We start from the raw sequence: 23,398 nt of genomic DNA, 5'->3' as shown, positions 1-23,398 counted from the left end.
GAATCACCTACAATGTGATCTTTTCTTAAAAACAAAGTTAATTAATATTCTGTACTTTCAAGCCAACCGCTTGTCAAAACATCTGCTAAATGCATGGTTTTTAAAGGAATATTATTTTTATCGATATACCCTTGCAAATGCATCAAACACGACAGATCAGTTGAAATGATATATTCAGCATTTTGTTCCAATGCATTATTAACCTTTTGTTGGGCCATCGCCGAAGAAATGGCATCAAATTTAACAGAAAAAGTACCGCCAAAGCCACAACACATATCCGTATCTTTCATTTCAACCAGCTCCAGTCCATGTACTTTAGACAGTAGTGCCCGAGGCTCCTTTTTAATCTTACATTCACGCAATCCGCTACAGGAATCATGGTAAACAGCCTTACCATCTAATTCCGCACCAAAGTAATCCCGCTTCAATACATTCACCAAAAAATCGGAAAGCTCAAATATATTACCCTGAATGTTCCTGCATTTATTGTGCACCATTGTATTGGTAAACAAATCATTAAAACCATTCTTCACCATACCTACACAAGAGGCTGATGGTGCAACAATATAATCCGTTTCCGAAAAATCATTTAAAAACTTAATGCCCGTTTCCTTGGCCTGTTCCCAGTACCCAGCATTATAAGCTGGTTGTCCGCAACAGGTTTGAGCAGAATTATAGAACACCTCACAACCACACTTTTCCAATAATTTAATGGTATTAAAAGCGGTTTCAGGATACAACTGATCAACAAAACAGGGCACAAATAACTCTATCTTCATGTAGTTCTTTTTAAGAATGACGATCGGCACTTGCCAATTTCACTTCTACTCTTCTAAGCAGCAGTAAAAATACCAAACCTATTATAAAAAATGATGCCAAAACAATAATAGAATTACGCATACTCCCCGTTGCTTCCTCAATGAAAGCAAAACTGAAAAGACCAATTACAATAGCCAACTTCTCTGTAACGTCGTAAAAGCTAAAATAAGATGCAGTATCAGGTGTATTAACAGGCAAAAATTTAGAATAAGTAGATCTGGATAAAGATTGAATCCCACCCATAATCAGACCAACAATTGCTGCCAAACCATAAAACTGATATTCATTACTTATAAAATAAGCACATAAACAAGTAGCTATCCAAATGATCACTACAAAAATGAGCACCCTAGTATTCCCTACTTTCTTAGCAAAATGCGACATTACCATCGCTCCTGCTATAGCCACCAGCTGAATAATTAAAATCACAGCAATCAGCTTTGCCGTTCCTAAATGCAGTGTTTTTTCTCCAAAACCTGCTGCTGCAAGCATAATGGTCTGCACTCCCATCGAATAAAAAAAGAAAGCCAGCAAAAATTTCTTCAGGAACTCCATATGCTTTAACTGCTTCCAAACTTTATTCAGCTCCTGAAAACCACTGTGAATTACCCTTTTATTAATCGCCTGATAATTTGGATTACCTGCAGGCAATCTCCTGAAAGTGATCTGAGCAAAGCCAATCCACCATAAACCAACCAGTAGAAATGACAATCGAGGTGGAAAAGAAAGGTCAATGATCCCAAAAAGCTCAGGTTTCAATACAAAAACAAAACAAATAAGTTGTAGCAGTACACTACCTATATACCCATAGGCAAAGCCTTTAGCACTTACCATATCCTGCTGATCAGGGGTGGCTATTTCTGGCAGATAAGAATTATTAAACATCACCCCACCCACATAGCCCATTGCTGCAATAGCAAAACAAATCACCCCAAATTCAAGTGTATCCAGCTTAAAAAAATACAAACCAAGACAGGCAAAACCGCCCATATAGGTAAACAATTTCATAAAAAATTTCTTATTGCCCCTATAATCAGCCATTGATGATAGAACGGGCAATAAAATGACCATAATCAAATAAGCAACGGAAAGCGCATAATTAGATAAAGCAGTATTGGTAAATGTCCTGCCAAAAAAAGTAACCTGATCACCATGCTCCCGGGTGGTAGTAATAATGGTATAATAAGCAGGAAATATAGTTGAAGTGATAACGAGATTGTATGCAGAATTGGCCCAGTCGAAAAATGCCCACGAACGGATAACCTTTTTATTATTTTTTTCCATGTATTAAATAAGGCCACTAAAGTAGCTAAAAAACCACAATAGGCACTAATTTACTTTCTCCAGCCTGGTCGCTCCTGATTTTTTTTCTTCCACTTTTTTAGGATTGCCCTTATAATAGATCTCACTCGATCCTGAAGTTTTAACCCTCAACTCATTCAATACATTAATATTAGCTTTTCCGGTACCTTCCGTTTCGATATTGTACACTCCTACTACAAAATCAAAAGCATTCACCTTTGCTGTTCCTTTAATTTTCAAATCATGCACCCCTGCCTGACCGGTCAAAGCAATTTTGCTAACTCCATCAACCCTCGTTGTTACCTTAGCTGCGCTTAAATCCAAACTCACATCCGATGCCCCTGAAAAAGTCAGATTCACATCACCAGCATAAATGCGCCCATTGCCCACAACTTTAACTGCACCGGCAAGCTTTAAATTTTTCAATTCACCTATTCCTGCATGAACCACAATAGAGTCAGTGCCACAGTATTTATCATAATCCAGTTTTATCTTTAGTTCAGAACCTGAAACATCTGCTTTAACATAGGAAATGATATTAGAGTCCGCACCAACCTGAACCTTATAACTACTATCCTGCGTCAAAATCAGCTTGATTGCCCCATCGACTTTTATTTCGTCAAAATTCTTTACCACTACCGATCTGCTAACGTGGTTACCGGAATCTTCGATGCATTTGTTTTCGCATCCCGCAAATAAAACAGGGATAAATAAGGCAATTAGGGATATGTTTTTCATAAGACTAAAGGTAATAATTTTTACCATCTGTTTTAATTTTTCCAGCATCCAACAAAACACGTATTCGTTCCAGCCGTGCATTTTCTGTCCCGGTAGCAATCGCATTCACTAAAGTGTCTACCGTATGCATTTCTACCTGCAAAAGCGTAGCAATCTCAAAGTCTATTTTATCTTCCAGCTGATCTTCTTCATCCGCCTTCTTCTCAGCCAAACAAACATCACATATCCCGCATTTATCCGATTCAGGCTCATCAAAATAAGTAAGCAGCTGTATACTTCTGCATTCCTTTTTAGTTGCATAAGCCACAACAGCATTGATCTGAGCCGTCTGTAATTGCTTTCGCTGTTCAATATATTTCACATCAATATCCATGTGGTTAAAATCCAATCGTGGAAGCAAGTACTGCAATTGAGGTTGATCCGATTGCGGCAAATAAGACAACAATCCCTGCTCCTGCAAAATAGTCAAATGCCGAACGACGTCCTTAAAAGAGGCTCTGATTTTTCCGGCAATATCGGCTTCATTGATTTTTACATACTGTTCAAAGGCACCTCCATAAGATCTTAATATAGCTTTTATAAGTGGATCATAACCAGCATTCTCTATCTGAAACCGATAAACATCTTCATTACCAACAGTAAACAATAGCCTTGAAGGCAAGAATATATTCTCTGATAAAGTCAAATACCCATCATGTTCCAAAAACTTTAGTGCTGCCATGGTTTTAATGACCCCAATATTAAATCTTTTGCAAAAATCAGCCAAATCAAAACCAAAGGTTAATCCTTCCCCGGCACCATAAGCCAGCTGGAAATAGTTTCCTAAATAGTGATAAACCTTTTTAATCTCTTCAACCGAAGGAAAGCTATCAGCATACCTGGCTTTTAAAGAATGTTCGTCCGACTTATTGGCCAACAAAACAGTATAAGCCTTTAGCTCATCCCGTCCTGCTCTTCCCGCCTCCTGGTAGTAAGCTTCTAAACTATCAGGTAAATCCAAATGCACTACAAATCGTACATCAGGCTTATCTATCCCCATTCCAAAAGCATTGGTAGCCACCATTACCCTTATTCGGTTACGCTTCCAATCCTCCTGTTTTCTAAAACGTTCTTCTTTTTCTATACCTGCATGATAAAAATCTGCTGCAATACCATTTCTATTCAAAAAAGCAGCTACTTCTGCCGTCTCCCTCCTGTTGCGCACATATACCAAGCCACTCCCCTTCACATTGGTTACAATACCAATCAGTTTTCTGTATTTATCTTCATCATCCAACACTACATAGCTCAGGTTTTTACGCGCAAAGCTTTGAACAAAAACCTTAGGATTTTTAAAATGTAGTTTTTCTACGATATCATTCCTAACAAAACGAGTAGCCGTAGCTGTAAGTGCAAGTACAGGCACATCAGAATGAATCTCTCTAATCTCGTTCAGTTTTAAATAAGGTGGCCTGAAATCATAACCCCATTGCGAAATACAATGTGCTTCATCAACGGCAATTAAATTAACGTTCATGTACGAAATGCGTATGCGCACCAATTCAGATAATAAACGTTCCGGTGATAAATACAGAAACTTAATCTTTCCGTAAATGCAGTTGTCGAGTAATATATCAATCTCCCGTTTACCCATCCCCGCATAAATAGCCACTGCTTCAATACCTTTTGCTTTCAATCCCTCCACCTGATCTTTCATTAAAGCCACCAAAGGGGAGATCACAATACATATACCCTCTTTAACCAGGGCCGGTACCTGAAAGCAAATAGACTTACCTCCGCCTGTAGGCAAAAGCGCCAAAGTATCATTCCCCTGTAAAACTGATCTGATGATTTCATCCTGTAATGGTCTGAAACTATCAAATCCCCAATATCGCTTTAGTATCTCTGCTTCGTTCATAAAAAGGTTGCATGCCAAAACTATAAAAATGAACTGATATTACTAAATTGCAGGCTTAATTTACACTTCCGGCTATATGAGAACATCGTTTTTACTACTATTTTTGGTATTGATATTTCAATCGTCATTCTCTCAGGAGAAAAAATGGGAGGTAGATAAATATAAGGGTCCGACAAAAACCTTCACTTTAAATACGGATGAAGGCACCTGGATGAACCTGGATGTCAGCCCGGACGGCAAAGATATTGTATTCGATATACTTGGTGATCTCTACATTATGCCCATTTCAGGTGGTTCTGCAGTATTGCTAAGTGGTGGCCCGGCTTGGGAAATTCAACCTCGTTTTAGTCCCAACGGTAAATACATTTCCTATACCAGTGATAAAAGTGGGGCTGACAACATCTGGATCATGAACCGCGATGGCTCCGGCAAAAGGCAGGTAACTAAAGAAACTTTCAGATTGTTGAATAATGCGACCTGGATGCCAAACAGCGAATATCTTATCGCACGCAAACATTTTACAGGCACTCGCTCCTTAGGTGCAGGAGAAATGTGGATGTACAGCATATATGGTGGCGAAGGGGTACAACTCACTAAAAGAAAAAACGATCAGCAGGATGCTGGAGAGCCCAATGTCTCACCCAATGGCAGATACCTGTATTACAGCGAAGATATGTCGCCCGGCCCTAACTTCGAGTATAGCAAGGATCCCAATGGAATGATCTACGCTATAAGACAGCTGGACCTCACCACGGGCAAAATAACCAGCCTTATTGCTCAACCAGGTGGTGCAGCGAGACCACAAATATCGCCAGATGGTAAAATGATGGCTTATGTAAAGCGAATCAGACTAAAATCGGTGCTGATGTTACAAAACCTTCAAACAGCTGAAGAATGGCCTATATACGAAGATCTCTCCCACGATCAGCAAGAAACCTGGGCCATTTTTGGCGTTTACCCCAACTATTCCTGGACTCCGGATGGTAAAAGCATTGTATTTTATGCCAGAGGAAAGATTAAAAGAATCGATCTGAATTCACTATTCGCCAACAATATCCCCTTTCATGTAACCACTTCCCAAACCGTACAAGAAGCTTTACACTTTCCGCAGCAGGTCTTTTCTAACGATTTTACAGTAAAAATGATCCGGCAGCTCACTACTTCTGCGGACGGGAAATTTGTAGTATTTAACGCTGCTGGTTTTCTTTATAAAAAAGACCTTCCTAATGGCACACCTGAAAGGTTAACTAAAGGCCTTGATTTTGAATTCGAACCTGAAATCAGTGCTGATGGGAAAGCTGTTATTTATACAACCTGGAGTGACGAATTTAAAGGGGCCATAAAAAAAACAGATCTAAAATCGGGCAAAACTATTACATTAACAGAAGAAAAAGGCTTCTATTACTCTCCTTCATTCTCTAAGAAGGGGGATAAAATTGTATTTAGAAAAGGCATAGGTAATGATGTTTTAGGCTATGCCTATGGTCGGGGAACAGGGATTTTCACCATGTCGGCCAACGGCGGTCCAAAAACGCTGGTCTCTGAAAACGGCATCAGACCAATGTTCAATAAAGATGACACCAGGATTTACTTTCAATCCACCGAGGCTGGTAAAAAGGCTTTTAAAAGTGTTGATCTAAACGGAGGTAACGAACGTACCCATTACACTTCAACCTATGCTACACAATTTGCCCCAAGCCCTGATGGCAAATGGATGGCTTTTACCGAACTGTTTAACATTTATGTAACCCCAATGGTTACTGCCGGCACCGCATTGGAGTTATCCTCAACCAATAAAGCAATTCCGCTTACGCGCATTACCAAAGATGCCGGAACATATCTACATTGGAGCCACGACAGTAATAAAATCTTCTGGACCTTAGGTGAACAATACTATAGCCGTGAAATAAAAACAGCCTTCAATTTCACAGAAGGATCTGCACAAAACACCAGTCAACCCGACAGTATTGGCCTTACTATAGGCTTAAAACTAAAAAGCGATGTACCAAGCGGATTAACAGCCTTAACCGGTGCAAGAATCATCACCATGAATGGTGATGAAGTGATTGAAAACGGTAGTATACTTATAGAAAATAATAAAATTGTATCTATTGGCAAAAACCTCCCTATTCCGGAACATACCAGAATCATTGATGTAGCCGGAAAAACCATAATGCCTGGCATGGTAGATGTACATGCACATTTACGCACCAGTCCGGATGGCATAAGTCCGCAACAAGACTGGTCGTACCTCGCCAACCTGGCCTTTGGTGTAACTACCTCCCACGACCCCTCTAGTAATACGGAAATGGTATTCAGTCAATCAGAAATGATTAAAGCAGGTCGTCTTGTAGGTCCGCGCTTATATTCTACAGGTTCCATTTTATATGGTGCCGATGGTGATTTCAAGGTAGTCATCAACAATCTTGAAGATGCCTTATCAAACCTCAGAAGGCTAAAGGCAGTAGGTGCGTTTTCCGTCAAATCTTATAACCAACCTCGCCGTGATCAACGCCAACAAATCATCGAAGCAGCCAGGCAATTAAAAATGATGGTTGTCCCTGAAGGAGGATCTACATTTTTCACCAATATGAACATGATTGCTGATGGTCATACAGGCATTGAGCACAGCATCCCGGTAGCGCCGGTTTATAAAGATATTACAGGATTCTGGAACAAAACCGAAGTAGCCTATACCCCAACATTAATCGTAAGTTATGGTAGTCAGTGGGGCGAAAACTATTGGTATGACAGAACCAATGTCTGGGAGAATGAACGTTTAATGAACTTTACTCCTCGTTCTATTATAGACCCTCGCGCCCGAAGAAGAACGACATCGGAGTATGGTGATTATGGTCATATTGAAGTAGCCAGAGCAGCAAAACAAATTGCCGATGGAAGTACAAAAGTAAATCTGGGGGCACATGGACAAATACAAGGCTTAGGCGCACATTGGGAACTATGGATGTTGGTACAGGGCGGAATGACCCCACTACAAGCCATTCGTTGCGCTACTTTAAACGGGGCAACCTACCTTGGTATGAATAAAGAAATAGGGTCTTTGGAGATTGGCAAACTTGCAGACCTTATTGTAATGGATGCTAACCCATTAGACGACATCAGGAACTCCGAAAAAATTAAGTATGTCATGATTAATGGCAGAATTTACGACAGTTTATCGATGAATGAAATAGGCAGCCGAGAAAAACTGCGTGGAAAATTATGGTTTGAAAACGGAAAAGGCATGGTTTATACCTTTCCAACAGGCGTTTCAGAAACATGGACCTTTACCACACCTAATTGTGAGTAAAAAACTTCCAGGGAATGACATCATGATGCTTCCATAGTGTGTGGATAGTGCATCAATACCCACGCCGGAGTTGCGACGTAGCACAGACGGGGTTGGTTCGGGTATTGGAATCGAGCCAACCCCGTGTCAACACCGGCTCAACATCGAGCCAGCACCCCGGAAGTGCTCCTAGCATATAGGAAGCACTATGGACTCATTCAGGAACCACTGGGATGTACCAGCGTTCCTTGTAAGTTCTGTGCAATAACAAACCACCTGGCAATGCTTTAATATTTTTTATTACTGAGATTTTTATAATTGAGAAAATAACTATAAATTAGTTAAGCTAATAATCTTCAATGATTTATGGAAACTATTGACAGAAGGGCCAATCTATCTTACGAAGAATTCATAAATGAGTATCAAAAACCAGGAATTCCAGTGGTCCTTGTAAATGCAACAAATGTTTGGAAATCCAATCTGATGTTTACCCCGGAGTATTTTAAAAAAAACTTTGGTGACCGGATCACATACCATTCGAATACAAAGTATACAATGTCTGAAATCTTAGATATTGCAGCCAATAGTACAAAGACAAATCCAGCGCCCTATCCTATAAAATTCGACTTATTAACACAACTCCCTGAGGTGCTTACTGAAATGGATCCAATAAACCTCAATCTTGCAAAACCCAATTGGTTACTTAATAAAGTATTTCCCGAAAAAAAGATGGATCATAGAATTGATTTATTCATTGGTGGGCCTGGAAACCATTACACTATCCACAAGGATGTTTATAATGTGCATGCCTGGCTGATTCAGCTTTATGGAGAAAAAGAAGTTATTCTCTTTCCAAGAGATCAAGAGGACTTAATGTATGCCGGAAAATTAGGGGTACAACGTTGTGTCTCGCCAATTGATATTTCCAATCCTGATTTCGAAAAGTATCCTAAATTTAAAGATGCCAGTCCAATAAAAACAACCTTAAAAGCAGGCGAGGTGATCTATATTCCAAGTGGAATTTGGCATACAACCATGGCAAATGTTCACAATATTTCTATAATAGTAGATCAGTTAAACAGCACAAACTATAAGGGTTGGAAAAAAGAAGTTTACTATTATAAGGCACACTACAATAAGTCTAAGGCCATTTTTGATTATTGCGCTGCAACTGTTATTGGAAAAGTCTGTTTAATAGGTGAATTTTTTGGGATAAATCTCTAATATGAGATTTATATATTTTGCGCGATAACAAAACCACTTGCCCAGGCCCATTGAAAATTATAACCACCTAACCATCCGGTTACATCCACACATTCGCCGCCAAAATAAAGACCCGGAATACGCTTACATTCCAAAGTTTTGGATGACAGCTCATTCGTATCAATTCCTCCCCGCATTACCTCTGCCTTATCGTAGCCCTTATCACCTGCAGGCTTCACCTTAAACCTGTGTATAGTCTCTTCAATCAGTTCCAATTCGGCCCTGGTTAAGCTAGCCACTTGTTTTTCAACCGGTAAGTACTTCCCCAAAGCATCTGTAAATTTCTTGGCATAAAACCGGTTAAACAGGGTCGACAATAGTAGTTTACCATTTTGTCTGCGTTCTGCTTCAATTAATTCCGTAATGTTTTGATGTGGCAGCAGGTCAATATTAAACACTTCACCTCTTCTCCAATACGATGATATTTGCAAAATTGCAGGTCCGCTCAAGCCCCAATGTGTAAAGAGGATATTCTCTTCAAATGCTATGCGATCGTTACTTACGCGACAGAAAACGCTATTTCCTGAAAGCTGTGCATACCATTCTTCATCTTTTCCTGTAATCGTTAGCGGCACTAATGCCGATACTGTTTCTACAATTTTTAATCCATGTTTGCGCGCAAAACGCAAAGCAAAATCAGTAGCTCCCATTTTTGGGATGGGTAGACCGCCGGTAGCAATAACCAATTTAGGGGAAGTTAGCGTACGAGATTTACCACCTTTTTCATATTTTACAGTAAACCCATCAGGTAGTATTTCTATATTACCAACCTCGGCATTGCAAATCAACTGTTGCCCAAAATCTTCACAAATTGAAGTAAACACCTCCACAACATCCCTCGCATTCTTTCCATCAGGAAACAGTTGGCCCAGAGTTTTTTCTTTCCCCTCAATGCCATAAGTTTCAAAAAAGCTGATGGTATCAGCCACCGTCCATTGTGTAAATGCCGATTTTACAAAATGCTTATTCTCTGATATAAACTGTTCATTGGTTGCGTGTATATTGGTATAATTACATCTTCCACCACCAGAAATCAGGATCTTAGCTCCAGGCTGATCATTTTTTTCCAGTAAAATAACCCGCTTACCCAGGTATCCTGCTTGTACCGCACACATCAAACCACAAGCTCCGGCTCCAATAATTATAGCATCTGCCTCCATCAATCCGTTTATAATTGTTATTTTTGTGCAAAATAAGCATAACTTTTTCATATAGATATGGCAAAACAAATAAGTGATTTAAAATTGGGAATATTAGGAGGTGGACAATTAGGCAGAATGCTGATACAAGAAGCCATCAATTATAACCTGACCACCTTAGTTTTAGATCCGGATACTGACGCTCCCTGTAAACATCTTGCAAATTACTTCGAATGTGGCTCAATTACAGATTTTGATACCGTTTATAACTTCGGGAAAAAGGCCGACATCATTACCATCGAAATAGAAAAGGTTAACATAGAAGCGCTTGAACAACTAGAGAAAGAAGGGAAACAGGTTTTTCCACAGTCCAGGGTAATACGTTTAATTCAAGATAAGGGTGTGCAGAAGCAATTTTTCAAGGAGAACAATATTCCTACTGCACCTTTTAAATTGGTGAATACCAGAGAAGACATTTTTAACTGCAACTTTGCTTTTCCTTATATTCTTAAACAACGCAAGGATGGCTACGATGGCAAGGGGGTTATGAAAATCAGTGATGTGGCTGATATTGATCATGCTTTTGATGCTCCGTGCTTAGTAGAGGAACTGATAGATTTTGAAAAGGAAGTAGCCATTATTGTAGCTCGTAACCCTAATGGTGACATGAAAACCTTCCCTATGGTGGAAATGGAGTTCAATGCCGAAGCCAATCTGGTAGAATTCCTGATCTCACCATCTACTTATCCTGAGTCTTTACAACAAAGGGCGGAAAAAATCGCTAAGAATATTGCCTCCTCACTAAATATTACGGGCATACTGGCCGTAGAAATGTTTGTGACTAAAAATGGCAACTTACTGGTAAATGAATTGGCTCCGAGACCACACAATAGTGGTCACCAGACCATTGAGGGGAACTACGTTTCGCAGTTTGCACAACACCTTCGTGCTATTTTTAATTTACCCTTGGGTGACACCCGTTGCATCAGTAATGCTGTAATGATTAACCTCCTGGGCGAAAAAAACCACAATGGGGTGGCCAAATATCAAGGTTTGGAAAAAATCATGGCTATAGATGGTGTTTACATACACCTTTATGGTAAAAGATATACCAAACCATTCAGAAAAATGGGCCACGTTACCGTGGTTGATCAAAATAGAGATGGCGCAATACAAAAAGCCAATTACATTAAAAACACACTAAAAGTTATTTCATAAATGAGCGTACAAGTAGGCATTATCATGGGCAGCAAATCAGATCTTCACATTATGCAAGATGCTGCTGATATTTTTAAAGAGTTTGGAGTTGAATTTGAAATGACTGTAGTATCGGCACATCGTACACCTGAAAGGATGTTTGATTATGCTAAAAATGCGGCTTCAAGAGGTCTAAAAGTTATTATTGCAGGTGCGGGTGGTGCAGCACACTTGCCCGGGATGGTAGCTTCTATTACGGTATTACCTGTAATTGGGGTTCCTGTTAAGTCTTCAAATTCCATTGACGGCTGGGATTCTATCCTTTCTATTTTACAAATGCCTAATGGTATTCCTGTAGCAACTGTAGCCTTAAACGCAGCAAAAAATGCAGGCTTACTCGCTGTTCAAATTCTTTCTACCGCTGATGTCTCTCTAGCAGATAAAATGCAATCGTATAAAGACGATTTAAGAAAGAAAGTTGAAGAAAGCGCCGCTGATATGTAGTAAATTGATCGTCATCCGGGATGACGAAATATTTAATTCAAATTCGGATCCTGAGGAAAGTTGCTTACATGAGCATATTTCGGTCCCAAATTAATAATCACTTCCCGCCAAAGGTTTTCTTCATTATTGGAGAAAACCACATCGGGATGAAATTCATCAGATACAATCCAGGTATTGGATTTCATTTCCATGTTAAGCTGCGATTCGCCCCAGCCTGAATAACCTATAAAAAACTTAATATCGTCTTCTTTAATACTTTGATTGTGTATCAGCGCTTTTAAGGTTTCGAAATTACCTCCCCAATATATTCCCTTTACAACCTCTTGTCCATCTGTAATCAAATCTGGGCATCTATGTATAAAATGTACAGTATCTGTTTCTACAGGGCCACCAAGGTATACCGGAAAGTTCGCCTCCGGCATATCCGGAACCACGTCTTTAAGCAACAACGTGCTTGAATGATTAAGAATAAAACCAACCGTTCCCTCCTCTTGATGCTCTGTAATAAGAATTACAGACCGCTTAAAATTAGGGTCCATTAAAAATGGTTCGGAGATTAGTAATCTGCCCAATGTTGGTTGTAACCTGCTTATCATTTTGGAAATTTAGGGATAAATTTGAATAAACTAAAACCTATTTTTGTACATGGAGCATAACAAAAAGAAATTACATGATTTAAGGCAGGAATATCGCAGTGCACAGCTTACAGAAAAGGATGTAGAAAGCGACCCTATCCTGCAATTCGGAAAATGGTTTTCTGCAGCTATAGAGGCTCAGTTATATGAGCCTAACGTAATGACACTGGCTACGGCCGACCGCTTCGGTAAACCCACTGCACGCATTGTATTGTTAAAGGAGTTTGATGCAAATGGATTTGTCTTTTATACAAATTACGAAAGTAAAAAAGGCCAGGATTTAATAGAAAACCCACAAGCTGCCCTGGTATTTTTTTGGCCGGAACTGGAACGACAGATACGTATTGAAGGTATAGTGAGTAAAGTCGATATCCAAACATCTGCCAATTATTTTCATTCACGCCCTGCTGGTAGTCAGATTGGTGCCTTGGCCTCTCCGCAAAGCAAAGTATTGAATAGCCGTGAATCTCTTGAAGAAAAAGTCGCTGAGCTGACAAAAGCATATGAAAATAAAGAAATTCCACTTCCACTACATTGGGGTGGATATCTTGTAGAGCCCATGCATATTGAATTTTGGCAGGGAAGACCAAGCAGACTACATGATAGAATTGTTTACGATTTAGTGGATGGCTCGTGGATTATAAATAGATTAGCACCCTAAAACATTTTAACTAACATCATAATAAAAAACTAAATGAAGAACATCGCAGTAATCGGCTCTGGCACGATGGGCAATGGAATAGCGCATACTTTTGCTCAGTTTGGCTACCAGGTAAATCTCATCGATATTAATGCTGAAGCATTAGAAAGGGCTATAAACACCATTGGTAAAAATCTTGACCGACAGGTTGCTAAAGGAACCATAACTGAGGCGAATAAATCAGCAACATTAAATAACATTTTAAGCTTTACAGACATGCAGGCTGGCGTAGCCAATGCAGATCTTGTTGTAGAGGCCGCAACGGAGAACCTTGATCTTAAACTAAAGATCTTTAAAGAACTGGATGCCTTTACTAAGCCTGATGCAATTCTTGCCAGTAATACTTCTTCCATTTCTATTACTAAAATAGCTTCAGTAACAAGTCGTGGTGATAAAGTAATCGGTATGCATTTTATGAACCCGGTACCGGTAATGAAATTGGTTGAGGTAATTCGCGGCTATGCAACCAGCAACGAGACAACGAAAATCGTGATGAACCTTTCCAAAAAACTGGACAAAGTACCGGTTGAGGTAAATGACTATCCGGGATTTGTGGCCAACAGAATACTAATGCCAATGATTAACGAAGCCATTTATACTTTATATGAAAATGTAGCTGGTGTAGAAGAGATTGATACCGTGATGAAGTTAGGAATGGCACATCCAATGGGGCCATTGCAACTGGCTGATTTTATTGGCTTAGATGTTTGTCTGGCTATACTTCGCGTATTACAGGATGGCTTTGGAAATCCTAAATATGCGCCATGTCCTTTATTGGTGAATATGGTTACTGCAGGTAACAAGGGGATTAAATCCGGTGAAGGATTTTACAACTATGCCAATGGTGTTAAAGAAGCTACTGTATCGGCCAAATTTAGCTAGTTTATACTACAATTCTAATTTTTAAGCGTATTTTTGAGCAATGAACGAAAATCTTGATCCATCATCTGAAAGCTTGTCACCGGTAGAACGTGATATTGAAAAAGTATTGCGGCCGCAGGCTTTTGATGATTTTACCGGACAGGAAAAGGTAATGGAAAACCTTAAAATCTTTGTACAAGCTGCAAAGTTACGTGGTGAACCATTGGATCATGTTTTACTACATGGGCCTCCGGGACTGGGTAAAACTACTCTCTCTTACATCATTGCCAATGAAATGAGTGTAGGCATAAAAGTTACTTCTGGGCCAGTATTAGATAAGCCAGGTGATCTGGCGGGCCTATTAACCGGACTTGAGGAAGGAGACATCCTCTTTATTGATGAGATACACCGCTTAAGCCCATTGGTTGAGGAATATCTATATTCTGCCATGGAAGACTTTAAAATAGATATTATGCTGGAGAGTGGGCCCAATGCCCGCTCTGTGCAGATTAGCTTAAACCCATTCACTCTTGTTGGTGCGACTACCCGTTCGGGTTTGTTAACAGCACCTTTAAGAGCGAGGTTCGGGATCAATTCCAGATTAGCATATTATGACGCAAAGTTACTCACCACCATTATCTTACGATCTTCAGAAATTTTAAAAACACCGATTACAGATGAAGGTGCTTATGAAATTGCACGTCGAAGTCGAGGTACTCCACGTATAGCGAATGCCTTATTAAGACGTACACGTGATTTTGCTCAGATCAAAGGTAGCGGCGAGATAGATACAAACATCGCCCGCTATGCCCTAAAAGCCTTAAATGTGGATGAGCATGGTTTAGACGAAATGGACAACAAAATACTAACGACCATCATTGATAAGTTTAAAGGTGGTCCCGTAGGTTTAAAAACCATTGCAACTGCAGTCGGCGAAGATGAAGGTACGATTGAAGAGGTATATGAGCCATTCCTGATCCAGGAAGGTTTCCTAATGCGTACATCCAGAGGCCGTGAAGTTACAGAAGCCGCTTACAAACACCTGCAAAGAAATTATCCAGGACAAACGGGAAGATTGTTTTAGAAAGCAAACATTTGGGCTGTTTTTTCTGTTCCCATATAAGACAAAACCGCTTATATGAACATAGAAACAAGAAAACTTACCCTCTCTGATTACAATGATTTAAGGGAATCTATGCAGCAGGCATACGAAACCCTTGGACAAATCTGGAGTAAAAGCAGCATTGAACGATTGCTCAAATTATTTCCTGAAGGCCAGCTATGTATCGCAGTGGATGATAAGGTCGTTGCTTGTTCTTTGTCTTTGATTGTAGATTACGACGAATATGGGGACAGGCACACTTATAAAAATATAACCGGCGATTATTCTTTCTCAACTCATGATCCGGAAGGTGATGTACTCTATGGAATTGAAATCTTTGTCCACCCCGACTATCGCGGGCTTAGATTGGGCAGAAGGTTATATGAAGCACGTAAGGAACTATGTGAAAGTCTGAACTTGAAGAGCATTATTGCCGGTGGCCGTATTCCAGGCTATCATGAATACGCGGATAAACTTACCCCAAGACAATATATTGACAAGGTAAAGTCAAAAGAAATTTATGACCCTACCCTTACCTTTCAACTTTCCAACGACTTCCATGTGCGGAAGGTTTTGAAAAACTACCTTCCTGGTGATCATGAATCCAAGGAGTTTGCAACTCTCCTGGAATGGAATAACATTTACTATCAGGGTATAGATGCCTCCGCGCGTTCGGCTAAAACCATTAGAATTGGTTTAGTACAATGGCAAATGCGCTTATTTCCTGATATAGAAGCTTTTTACGAGCAAGTGGAGTTTTTTGTGGATGCGGTTAGTGGCTATGGATCAGACTTTATTATGTTTCCTGAATTTTTTAATACTCCCCTGCTGCATCCCTACAATCACTTACCAGAAATGGAAGCCATGCGGAAACTGGCTGAGCATACCGCCGAGATTGTCGATCGGATACAACAATATGCTTTATCTTATAATGTAAATATTGTATCCGGCAGTATGCCGGTTGTTGAGAATAACAAACTATACAATGTCACTTACTTATGTCATAGAAGTGGTAAAACGGACGAATATAGAAAGATTCACATCACTCCAAATGAATTAAAATACTACGGAATGGTAGGTGGTGATAAAATCAAGGTATTTGATACAGATTGTGGTAAAGTAGGCATATTAATCTGCTATGATGTGGAATTCCCTGAGCTGAGCAGGATCTATGCCGATCAAGGAATGCAGATTCTGTTTGTACCGTTTTTAACTGACACTCAAAATGGATACACCAGAGTACGAAGATGCGCACAGGCCAGAGCCATAGAGAACGAATGTTATGTAGCCGTTGCCGGTTGTGTAGGTAACTTACCTAAGGTTAACAATATGGACATACAATTTGCTCAGTCGGCAGTGTTTACACCCTCAGATTTTGCTTTCCCTACCGATGCGGTAAAAGCTGAAACCACGCCTAATACAGAAATGATGCTCGTGGTTGACGTGGACTTACATTTGCTGGATGAAATACACCATTTTGGCACTGTAAGGATTCTAAAGGACCGACGGACAGATTTGTATGAGGTAAAGCTATTAAAGTAAGCATTTACTTAAAAAACAACCAATAAATCAGCAAGGCAATAACCAACAAGGGTATAATCCACCTTAAAACTATTGCTGCACCATTAATGTCCTTCTCCTTCACTGCCTGTGGAGAGGGTCCTGGATCAGCCTTATGTTTTGGATAATTATCCTCTATAGGTTTGTGTGCATGGGGATGGAGATGTTCTTCATGAGGTTTCTCCTCTTTGTTTTCCATAACTTTAAGCTTTGGTTTATTAAATCAACAACAAGTAAGCCCTTAAAAAGTTTACAATACAAAGCCTTATCTTTGCAGGCGATGATAAACAATGCCTCCAAATACAGTCAAATGATTAAAGCAGAAGCCTTAAGGCTTGGTTTTATGCAATGCGGTATTGCAAAAGCTGATTTTTTGGAGGAAGAAGCACCCAAATTAGAACGTTGGCTGCAAAATAACCACCATGGTCAAATGGCCTATATGGAGAATCATTTTGACAAGCGCCTGGATCCAAGATTGCTTGTTGATGACTCCAAATCGGTGATCTCACTTACGTTAAACTATTTTCCTGGGACCGAGCAAGCCGATCCTGATGCACCCAAGATCTCTAAATATGCTTATGGAATGGATTACCATCAGGTGATCAAAGATAAGCTATTTCAGTTGTTGAACTTTATTGGGGAAGAGATTGGAGAGGTTGCGGGTCGTGCATTTGTGGATTCAGCTCCGGTATTAGACCGTGCATGGGCAAAACGTGCGGGCATTGGATGGATTGGCAAAAACAGCAATCTCATCAATAAAAAGAGCGGATCGTTCTTTTTCTTAGCTGAGCTTATTGTAGATCTGGAACTGACATATGACCAACCATTTGAAACTGACCATTGCGGTACCTGCACAAAATGTATAGATGCTTGCCCTACTGATGCTATTTTATCACCTTATGTGATAGACGCTAAGAAATGTATCTCTTATTTAACTATCGAGCTGAGAGAAGAAATAGATCAGGGTTTTAAAGACAAAATGGACAACTGGATGTTTGGTTGCGACGTTTGTCAGGATGTATGCCCCTGGAACAGGTTTTCTGCTCCCCATACCGAACCCTTGTTTAAGCCTAACGAGCAATTGCTAACAATGAAGCGTGAGGATTGGCTAGACATTACGGAAGATGTTTTTAAGACTATCTTTAAAAACTCAGCAGTTAAACGCACCAAATTTAAAGGACTAACGAGAAATATTGATTTCATAAAAAAGACCCTCTAAAGGGTCTTTAATAATTCTATGGTGATATATCTATTTGCCAAATTTCATTTTTAGCTGTTCTAACATATCGTTAGTTACATCTACAGCAGGCTTTTCTTTCCTTACTGGAGCAGTTTGCGATTTCGATTGAGTTTGTTGCGGCTTAGCTTGAGGCTGTTTTGGCCTATTGGCTTCTGTTAGTTGTTGTCTCTCCTGCTTAAGCAAATCTTTCTTTTTGTTCCACCTTGCCCAGATTTCTTCCAGCTTTTTCTTGGTGTACAAAGGGAAATCACCCTGTTTCATCCAGGCATAATAGCTCGGTTCAATATCAAAAACCTGCTCTACAGTTTTGCCTTTGTGTTTACCAAAGTTGAATATTTCTTCTTCGTTTTCATTAAAAACCATCCTTCCGGCAAAATCAACCGGTTTGTTCATATTGGTAAATGTATGAAGTGCTTCTACATCATTTTGTACAGGTTTGGAGATCTTACCTTGTTTATCCTCAAAAGCAACGTCTTTATAGCGTTCAATTTGGGCTAATAATACGTGGTAAGTGGCAGTAATATCAGCTTCAGCAGAATGTGCGTTGATAATATCTTTACCACAGTAGAATTTATAAGCGGCGCGTAAGGTGCGTTGTTCCATCTGGTGAAATATATTCTGAACATCAACAAATTTCCGGTCAGACATGTCAAAATCTATTCCTGCCCTTAAAAACTCTTCCAGTAATACCGGAATATCAAATCTGTTAGAATTATAACCTGCAAGGTCGGCGTCGCCAATAAAATCAGCCAATTCAGTAGCAACAGCTTTAAAAGTTGGTGCTGTAGCAATATCCTCATCATAAATTCCATGTATCAATGATGAATGCAATGGAATTGGCATTTCTGGATTAATGCGCATGGATTTGATCAACTCAGATCCATCAGGCATAGCTTTTAATATAGCAATTTCAACAATACGATCTGCACCGACATTTACACCGGTAGTTTCCAGATCAAAAAATGCGAGTGGGCGTTTTAAATTTAATTTCATTTCAATCTTTTTGGTAGCGTTTCAAAAGTCGTAAAAATCATCCATTAATCCTTAAGTTATTTGATAACACATTAATTTCTATGTGAATAATTTACATTGCATTTTTTTATTCAGATTTCTCCATATATCTTGCAACATATTATTATACTTTAAACGCTCGCTAATGAGGAATCTTTTCTTTCTAATTGCCTTTTTCTCTTCTACTACTTTATTTGCTCAGGATTTCGAATATCTGAAAGTGAGTCAGGGCGACCTTAACTTTACCAAAACAAAACTGGACAGCAACGCTAATGCTGTAGTTTTACGTGAATTTGGTACAGCTGCAGTTAGACTTGATGATAATTATGGCAACTTATATATAGACTTTGAATACCATGTAAGGATAAAAATTCTTAATAAAAATGGTTTTGAAAATGCCAATATTATCATTCCACTACGAAAATATGGGGACAAGGAAGATACCATAGAGGAACTAAAGGCCAGCACTATCAATTATACAAACGGTGCAATCTCCCTTACGGCGCTGGATAAAAAGAAAATATTTACAGAAAAAAAAAATAAGTATGTTACGCTAACCAAGTTTACCATGCCTAACCTATCTGAAGGTAGCATCATTGAGTACAGTTATCATTTATATTCGCCAAGCATCTTTAATTTCAGGTCATGGGAATTCCAATCCAATATCCCAAAGTTGCATAGTGAATATATTGCTATGATCCCGGCATTGTATAATTATAATGTCTCCTTGCGCGGAGCGCAAAAGCTAACCTCACAAAATGCGGAGTTGAATAAAGAATGTCTCAGAATTGCAGGGAGGACTATTGACTGTTCAAAAATGACGTATATCATGAAAGACATCCCAGCATTGATTGAAGAGGATTATATGACTGCACCAAGTAACTTCAAATCGGCTATTAATTTTGAACTGTCTGAATATATTACCCCAACAGGTGCTAAAAAGAGTATCACTAAAGAATGGAAAGATGTAGACTATGAGCTAATTGATGACAAATCTTTTGGTAGCCAGATTAAAAGAAAGGATCTTTTTAAAGAACTGTTACCCGATATACTTAAAAACACCACCGATCCCCTAAGCAAAGCTAAAGCAATCTTTTATTATATAAAACGTAACATTAAACAAAATGGCTTTATTGGACTTTACAGTGAAAACACTATTAAAAAGGCTTTAGAAACACATTCTGGAAATACAGGAGATATCAATTTAGCATTGGTTGCTGCATTAAGTGCGGCAGATCTTGATGCAGAAGCTATGATTCTATCTACCCGCTCAAATGGTCTGGTTAACACACTTTTCCCGGTCATCAGCGATTTTAACTATGTCATTGCGAAAGTAAATATTGATGGTAAATCTTATTTACTTGATGCTTCAGAGCCCTTAATGCCATTTGGCTTGCTTCCTTTACATTGTATTAATGGCCAGGGACGCGTAATTCCTTTAAAAAAACCGTCCTATTGGTATGATCTTACGGCCAGCCAAAGAGAAACGACCCGATATAACTTAACCGGTGAACTTGGAAAAGATGGCAAAATAAAAGGAGTACTAACCAACTATTCAATCGGTTATGCTGCTTTAAATAAACGAAGAAGAATTATGGCTGCTAGTTCTATTGATGAATTCGTAGAAAAGCTTGATGAGAGTATGCCAAAGATCAGCATTCTTAAACATGAAATAAAGAATCTGGATAGTCTGGAAAACCCGCTTATCGAAGCTTATGATGTTGAAATATCCGCCTTTGAAAATGCCAATAGTGATCCTCTCTTTTTTAATCCATTTTTCCTTAATAGGATTAACAGAAATCCATTTAACTTAAATGAACGAACCTATCCTGTGGATTTGGGTAGTCAATCTGAAGATCGTATCTCAATATCAATTAAATTGCCGGATAACTATACCTTAGCTGATAAGCCTAAAGAATTAAATATAGGTCTTCCAAATGGAGGTGGCAGATTCTTATGCTCAAGTACCTTAGAAGACGGCGTGCTGGGCTTTAACCAATTACTGCAATTCAACAAACCTATATATGACCCTATAGAGTATTTAGCGCTTAAAGAGTTTTACAGTAGAATCATTCAAGTTCAAAAAACGGATATTATTCTTAAAAAACAAGGCAAATGATGCTTAAACAAATTGGCTTAATTGCCCTTCTTTTCTGTTCTTTCAACTGTTTTTCGCAAGATCAATATCCTGCAGATCAAATTTCTGCCGAATTAAAGAACCGAGCCAATGCTGTAATCAGGAAGACTGAAACCACTGTAGATATGCGTTCGGCCGACAATGTCATCATGAGCGTTAAAAAAGTAATTACCATACTTAATAAAAATGGGGACTCACAAGCAGAGATCGCCCTATTTTATAATAAAAATACAGTTATCAAATCTGCTAAAGGCTTAATTTTGGATGCGTTTGGCAAGGTTATCAGCAAATTTACGCTTAGTAATTTTTCTGACCATAGTGCTGTGAGTGCTATTTCTTTATTTGAAGATGACCGCGTGAAGCATTTTGAACCTACTGTGTTATCTTATCCTTATACAATATCATATGAGTACGAGATCCGATCAAAACAAAATCTGGCTATACCTGACTGGTATGCCAATCGTACGCCTGATGTAGCAGTTGAGAATAGTAGTTATACATTTATCTGCAAACCCAATGATAAAGTAAGGATAAAGGCTTTTAACTATAAGGGAGAACCGGAAATAGTGGTTAATGAGAAATTGAAAAGTCAGACCTGGGCTGTCAAAAATCTGCCTGCCTTTAAACCAGAGCCTTATGCCCCTGATCCTGAGAATTACCGCTGTCATGTTAAAATAGCACCCGAAGATTTTAATTACTATGGTTATAAAGGAAAATACCAAAACTGGGAGGAACTCGGCAAATGGATTTATACAGAACTGATAAAAGATAGGCAAACGCTAAGTCCTGAGACCATAGAAGAGGTTAAAACCTTAGTAGCAGGTATACAAAACGACAAAGACAAAGCCCGAAAGGTTTATGAATATGTACAGAAAAAGACCCGCTATATTAGTGTACAGATAGGTATAGGGGGCAATCAGCCCATGCTGGCTAGTGAGGTTCATCAATTGTCGTATGGAGATTGTAAAGCACTTGTTAATTATACCCAAAGTTTATTGAAAGCCATAAATATTCAATCCTGGTATTGTGTAGTAAATGCCGGCAGCTTTAAAAAGAACATGGAACCTGAATTTGCCAGTATGAACCAGGGAAACCACATCATACTTTGTCTTCCATTAAAAAATGACACCACCTGGCTTGAATGCACCAGTCAGGAAAGTCCTTTTGGTTTTTTGGGCGGCTTTACTGATGACCGTACCGTTCTGGCCTGTACCGAAGATGGCGGAAGAATACTCAAAACTCCAGCCCTATCTACACAAATGAATTTACAAAGTCGTAAAGCTGAACTTGTGCTTGATGCGGAAGGAAACATTAATGGAACAATGCAAACAACTTTCGGCGGTGCGCAATATGACAACTGCGACCAATTGATTAATCAGCCATTAAAGGAGCAACTAAAATTACTGAAGACAACCTATGATATAGACAATATTGATTTCGATACCTTTAAGCTGACTCAGGATAAAGGCGATACGCCGATCACTACAGAATCACTTCACCTCAGCATTCAGAAATATGCTCCCCAAACCAATAACCATATTTACCTTGTACTAAATGCATTCAATAAAAAGCGTACTATTCCTGAAGTAAGAAACAGAACCCTTCCTGTTTTTATCAATAGAGGCTATACAGATATTGATGAACTTACTTATACCCTTCCTGATCATGTTATTTTTGATTTTATTCCTACAGATACTGAAATTAAGAATGCCTTTGGCACTTATAGCATCAGCGTAAAAAAAGTAGATAAAAAACTGATATACCGTAGAAAATTTGTTTTGAATGATGGAACCTATCCAGCTGATAAATATGCTGACTTTGCAAATTTTATCAGTACAGTAAGTACAAACGACCAGCTAAAAGCAATTTTTAAAACCGATCTAGCTAAGAATTAAAATCCCTGCAGCTATTCCTATTACCATAATCAGATACATCAGGATCTCGGTAGTGGCAAACTTTTTATATTTGGTCCAGAATGAAATGTCGTGTTTTGGCTTATTCATG

At 39.1% G+C, this 23,398-nt stretch carries 20 protein-coding genes; 11 read left to right on the top strand and 9 right to left on the bottom strand.

All coding sequences use genetic code 11. The annotated features are described in order from the left end of the window. Positions 1 to 41: 41 nt before the first annotated feature. The 4 genes from P0Y49_08300 to P0Y49_08285 are packed head-to-tail and all read right to left on the bottom strand — an operon-like array spanning position 42 to position 4,756. Positions 42 to 779: a (Fe-S)-binding protein gene (locus P0Y49_08300; GenBank protein WEK21139.1), complete on the bottom strand. Its 738-nt coding sequence runs from the start codon at positions 777 to 779 to the stop codon at positions 42 to 44. 10 nt (positions 780 to 789) lie between these two features. After that, on the bottom strand, positions 790 to 2,103 hold the full coding sequence (locus P0Y49_08295; protein WEK21138.1) for an MFS transporter: 1,314 nt from the start codon (positions 2,101 to 2,103) through the stop codon (positions 790 to 792). A 45-nt stretch (positions 2,104 to 2,148) separates the two neighbouring features. Next, on the bottom strand, positions 2,149 to 2,859 hold the full coding sequence (locus P0Y49_08290) for a DUF2807 domain-containing protein (protein ID WEK21137.1): 711 nt from the start codon (positions 2,857 to 2,859) through the stop codon (positions 2,149 to 2,151). A 4-nt stretch (positions 2,860 to 2,863) separates the two neighbouring features. Further along, positions 2,864 to 4,756, bottom strand: a complete 1,893-nt coding sequence (locus P0Y49_08285; GenBank protein WEK21136.1) for a RecQ family ATP-dependent DNA helicase — start codon at positions 4,754 to 4,756, stop codon at positions 2,864 to 2,866. A 76-nt stretch (positions 4,757 to 4,832) separates the two neighbouring features. Here P0Y49_08285 and P0Y49_08280 point away from each other — a divergent pair, with 76 nt between their 5' ends. After that, positions 4,833 to 8,066: an amidohydrolase family protein gene (locus P0Y49_08280; GenBank protein ID WEK21135.1), complete on the top strand. Its 3,234-nt coding sequence runs from the start codon at positions 4,833 to 4,835 to the stop codon at positions 8,064 to 8,066. A 345-nt stretch (positions 8,067 to 8,411) separates the two neighbouring features. Next, entirely contained in the window at positions 8,412 to 9,269 is an 858-nt protein-coding gene (locus P0Y49_08275) for a cupin-like domain-containing protein (GenBank protein ID WEK21134.1), read from the top strand. Positions 9,270 to 9,277: 8 nt separating this feature from the next. Here P0Y49_08275 and P0Y49_08270 read toward each other — a convergent pair whose 3' ends face one another. Then, positions 9,278 to 10,468, bottom strand: a complete 1,191-nt coding sequence (locus tag P0Y49_08270; protein ID WEK21780.1) for an aminoacetone oxidase family FAD-binding enzyme — start codon at positions 10,466 to 10,468, stop codon at positions 9,278 to 9,280. A 57-nt stretch (positions 10,469 to 10,525) separates the two neighbouring features. On the opposite strand from P0Y49_08270, the gene P0Y49_08265 reads away from it, so the two are divergent. Next, the gene (locus P0Y49_08265) at positions 10,526 to 11,665 is read left to right on the top strand and encodes a 5-(carboxyamino)imidazole ribonucleotide synthase (protein WEK21133.1); all 1,140 of its coding nucleotides are present in this window, start codon (positions 10,526 to 10,528) and stop codon (positions 11,663 to 11,665) included. Further along, positions 11,666 to 12,148, top strand: a complete 483-nt coding sequence (gene purE, locus P0Y49_08260) for a 5-(carboxyamino)imidazole ribonucleotide mutase (protein WEK21132.1) — start codon at positions 11,666 to 11,668, stop codon at positions 12,146 to 12,148. 32 nt (positions 12,149 to 12,180) lie between these two features. Here the strand turns inward: purE and P0Y49_08255 are convergent, their stop codons facing one another. Continuing rightward, a complete protein-coding gene (locus P0Y49_08255; GenBank protein WEK21131.1) occupies positions 12,181 to 12,744 on the bottom strand; it encodes a YqgE/AlgH family protein in 564 nt (187 codons plus the stop codon). 49 nt (positions 12,745 to 12,793) lie between these two features. On the opposite strand from P0Y49_08255, the gene pdxH reads away from it, so the two are divergent. The 4 genes from pdxH to P0Y49_08235 are packed head-to-tail and all read left to right on the top strand — an operon-like array spanning position 12,794 to position 16,988. Further along, positions 12,794 to 13,444: a pyridoxamine 5'-phosphate oxidase gene (gene pdxH / locus P0Y49_08250; GenBank protein WEK21130.1), complete on the top strand. Its 651-nt coding sequence runs from the start codon at positions 12,794 to 12,796 to the stop codon at positions 13,442 to 13,444. Between the two features lie 33 nt (positions 13,445 to 13,477). Continuing rightward, positions 13,478 to 14,365: a 3-hydroxybutyryl-CoA dehydrogenase gene (locus P0Y49_08245; GenBank protein ID WEK21129.1), complete on the top strand. Its 888-nt coding sequence runs from the start codon at positions 13,478 to 13,480 to the stop codon at positions 14,363 to 14,365. 40 nt (positions 14,366 to 14,405) lie between these two features. Beyond that, the gene (gene ruvB / locus P0Y49_08240; GenBank protein WEK21128.1) at positions 14,406 to 15,428 is read left to right on the top strand and encodes a Holliday junction branch migration DNA helicase RuvB; all 1,023 of its coding nucleotides are present in this window, start codon (positions 14,406 to 14,408) and stop codon (positions 15,426 to 15,428) included. Between the two features lie 54 nt (positions 15,429 to 15,482). Continuing rightward, positions 15,483 to 16,988 carry a bifunctional GNAT family N-acetyltransferase/carbon-nitrogen hydrolase family protein gene (locus P0Y49_08235; GenBank protein ID WEK21127.1) on the top strand — a complete coding sequence of 502 codons (1,506 nt, stop codon included), beginning with the start codon at positions 15,483 to 15,485 and terminating at the stop codon, positions 16,986 to 16,988. Positions 16,989 to 16,992: 4 nt separating this feature from the next. Here the strand turns inward: P0Y49_08235 and P0Y49_08230 are convergent, their stop codons facing one another. Beyond that, a complete protein-coding gene (locus P0Y49_08230) occupies positions 16,993 to 17,205 on the bottom strand; it encodes a hypothetical protein (protein ID WEK21126.1) in 213 nt (70 codons plus the stop codon). Between the two features lie 81 nt (positions 17,206 to 17,286). Here P0Y49_08230 and queG point away from each other — a divergent pair, with 81 nt between their 5' ends. Further along, entirely contained in the window at positions 17,287 to 18,225 is a 939-nt protein-coding gene (gene queG, locus P0Y49_08225; protein ID WEK21125.1) for a tRNA epoxyqueuosine(34) reductase QueG, read from the top strand. A gap of 30 nt (positions 18,226 to 18,255) precedes the next feature. Here queG and P0Y49_08220 read toward each other — a convergent pair whose 3' ends face one another. Beyond that, positions 18,256 to 19,239: an exonuclease domain-containing protein gene (locus P0Y49_08220; protein WEK21124.1), complete on the bottom strand. Its 984-nt coding sequence runs from the start codon at positions 19,237 to 19,239 to the stop codon at positions 18,256 to 18,258. A gap of 163 nt (positions 19,240 to 19,402) precedes the next feature. Here P0Y49_08220 and P0Y49_08215 point away from each other — a divergent pair, with 163 nt between their 5' ends. Then, complete coding sequence (locus P0Y49_08215) at positions 19,403 to 21,376, top strand: DUF3857 domain-containing protein (GenBank protein WEK21123.1); 1,974 nt, start codon at positions 19,403 to 19,405, stop codon at positions 21,374 to 21,376. Next, the gene (locus P0Y49_08210) at positions 21,373 to 23,289 is read left to right on the top strand and encodes a DUF3857 domain-containing protein (protein WEK21122.1); all 1,917 of its coding nucleotides are present in this window, start codon (positions 21,373 to 21,375) and stop codon (positions 23,287 to 23,289) included. Before P0Y49_08215 ends, P0Y49_08210 begins: the two co-directional genes overlap by 4 nt. Here the strand turns inward: P0Y49_08210 and P0Y49_08205 are convergent. Beyond that, entirely contained in the window at positions 23,275 to 23,397 is a 123-nt protein-coding gene (locus P0Y49_08205; GenBank protein ID WEK21121.1) for a hypothetical protein, read from the bottom strand. The genes P0Y49_08210 and P0Y49_08205 overlap by 15 nt on opposite strands. Position 23,398: the final 1 nt, after the last annotated feature.

Origin of the sequence: Candidatus Pedobacter colombiensis (genome assembly GCA_029202485.1) — a bacterium.
GTDB classification, from domain to species: Bacteria; Bacteroidota; Bacteroidia; order Sphingobacteriales; family Sphingobacteriaceae; genus Pedobacter; species Pedobacter colombiensis.
This window is presented reverse-complemented; position numbering and strand designations above follow the sequence as displayed.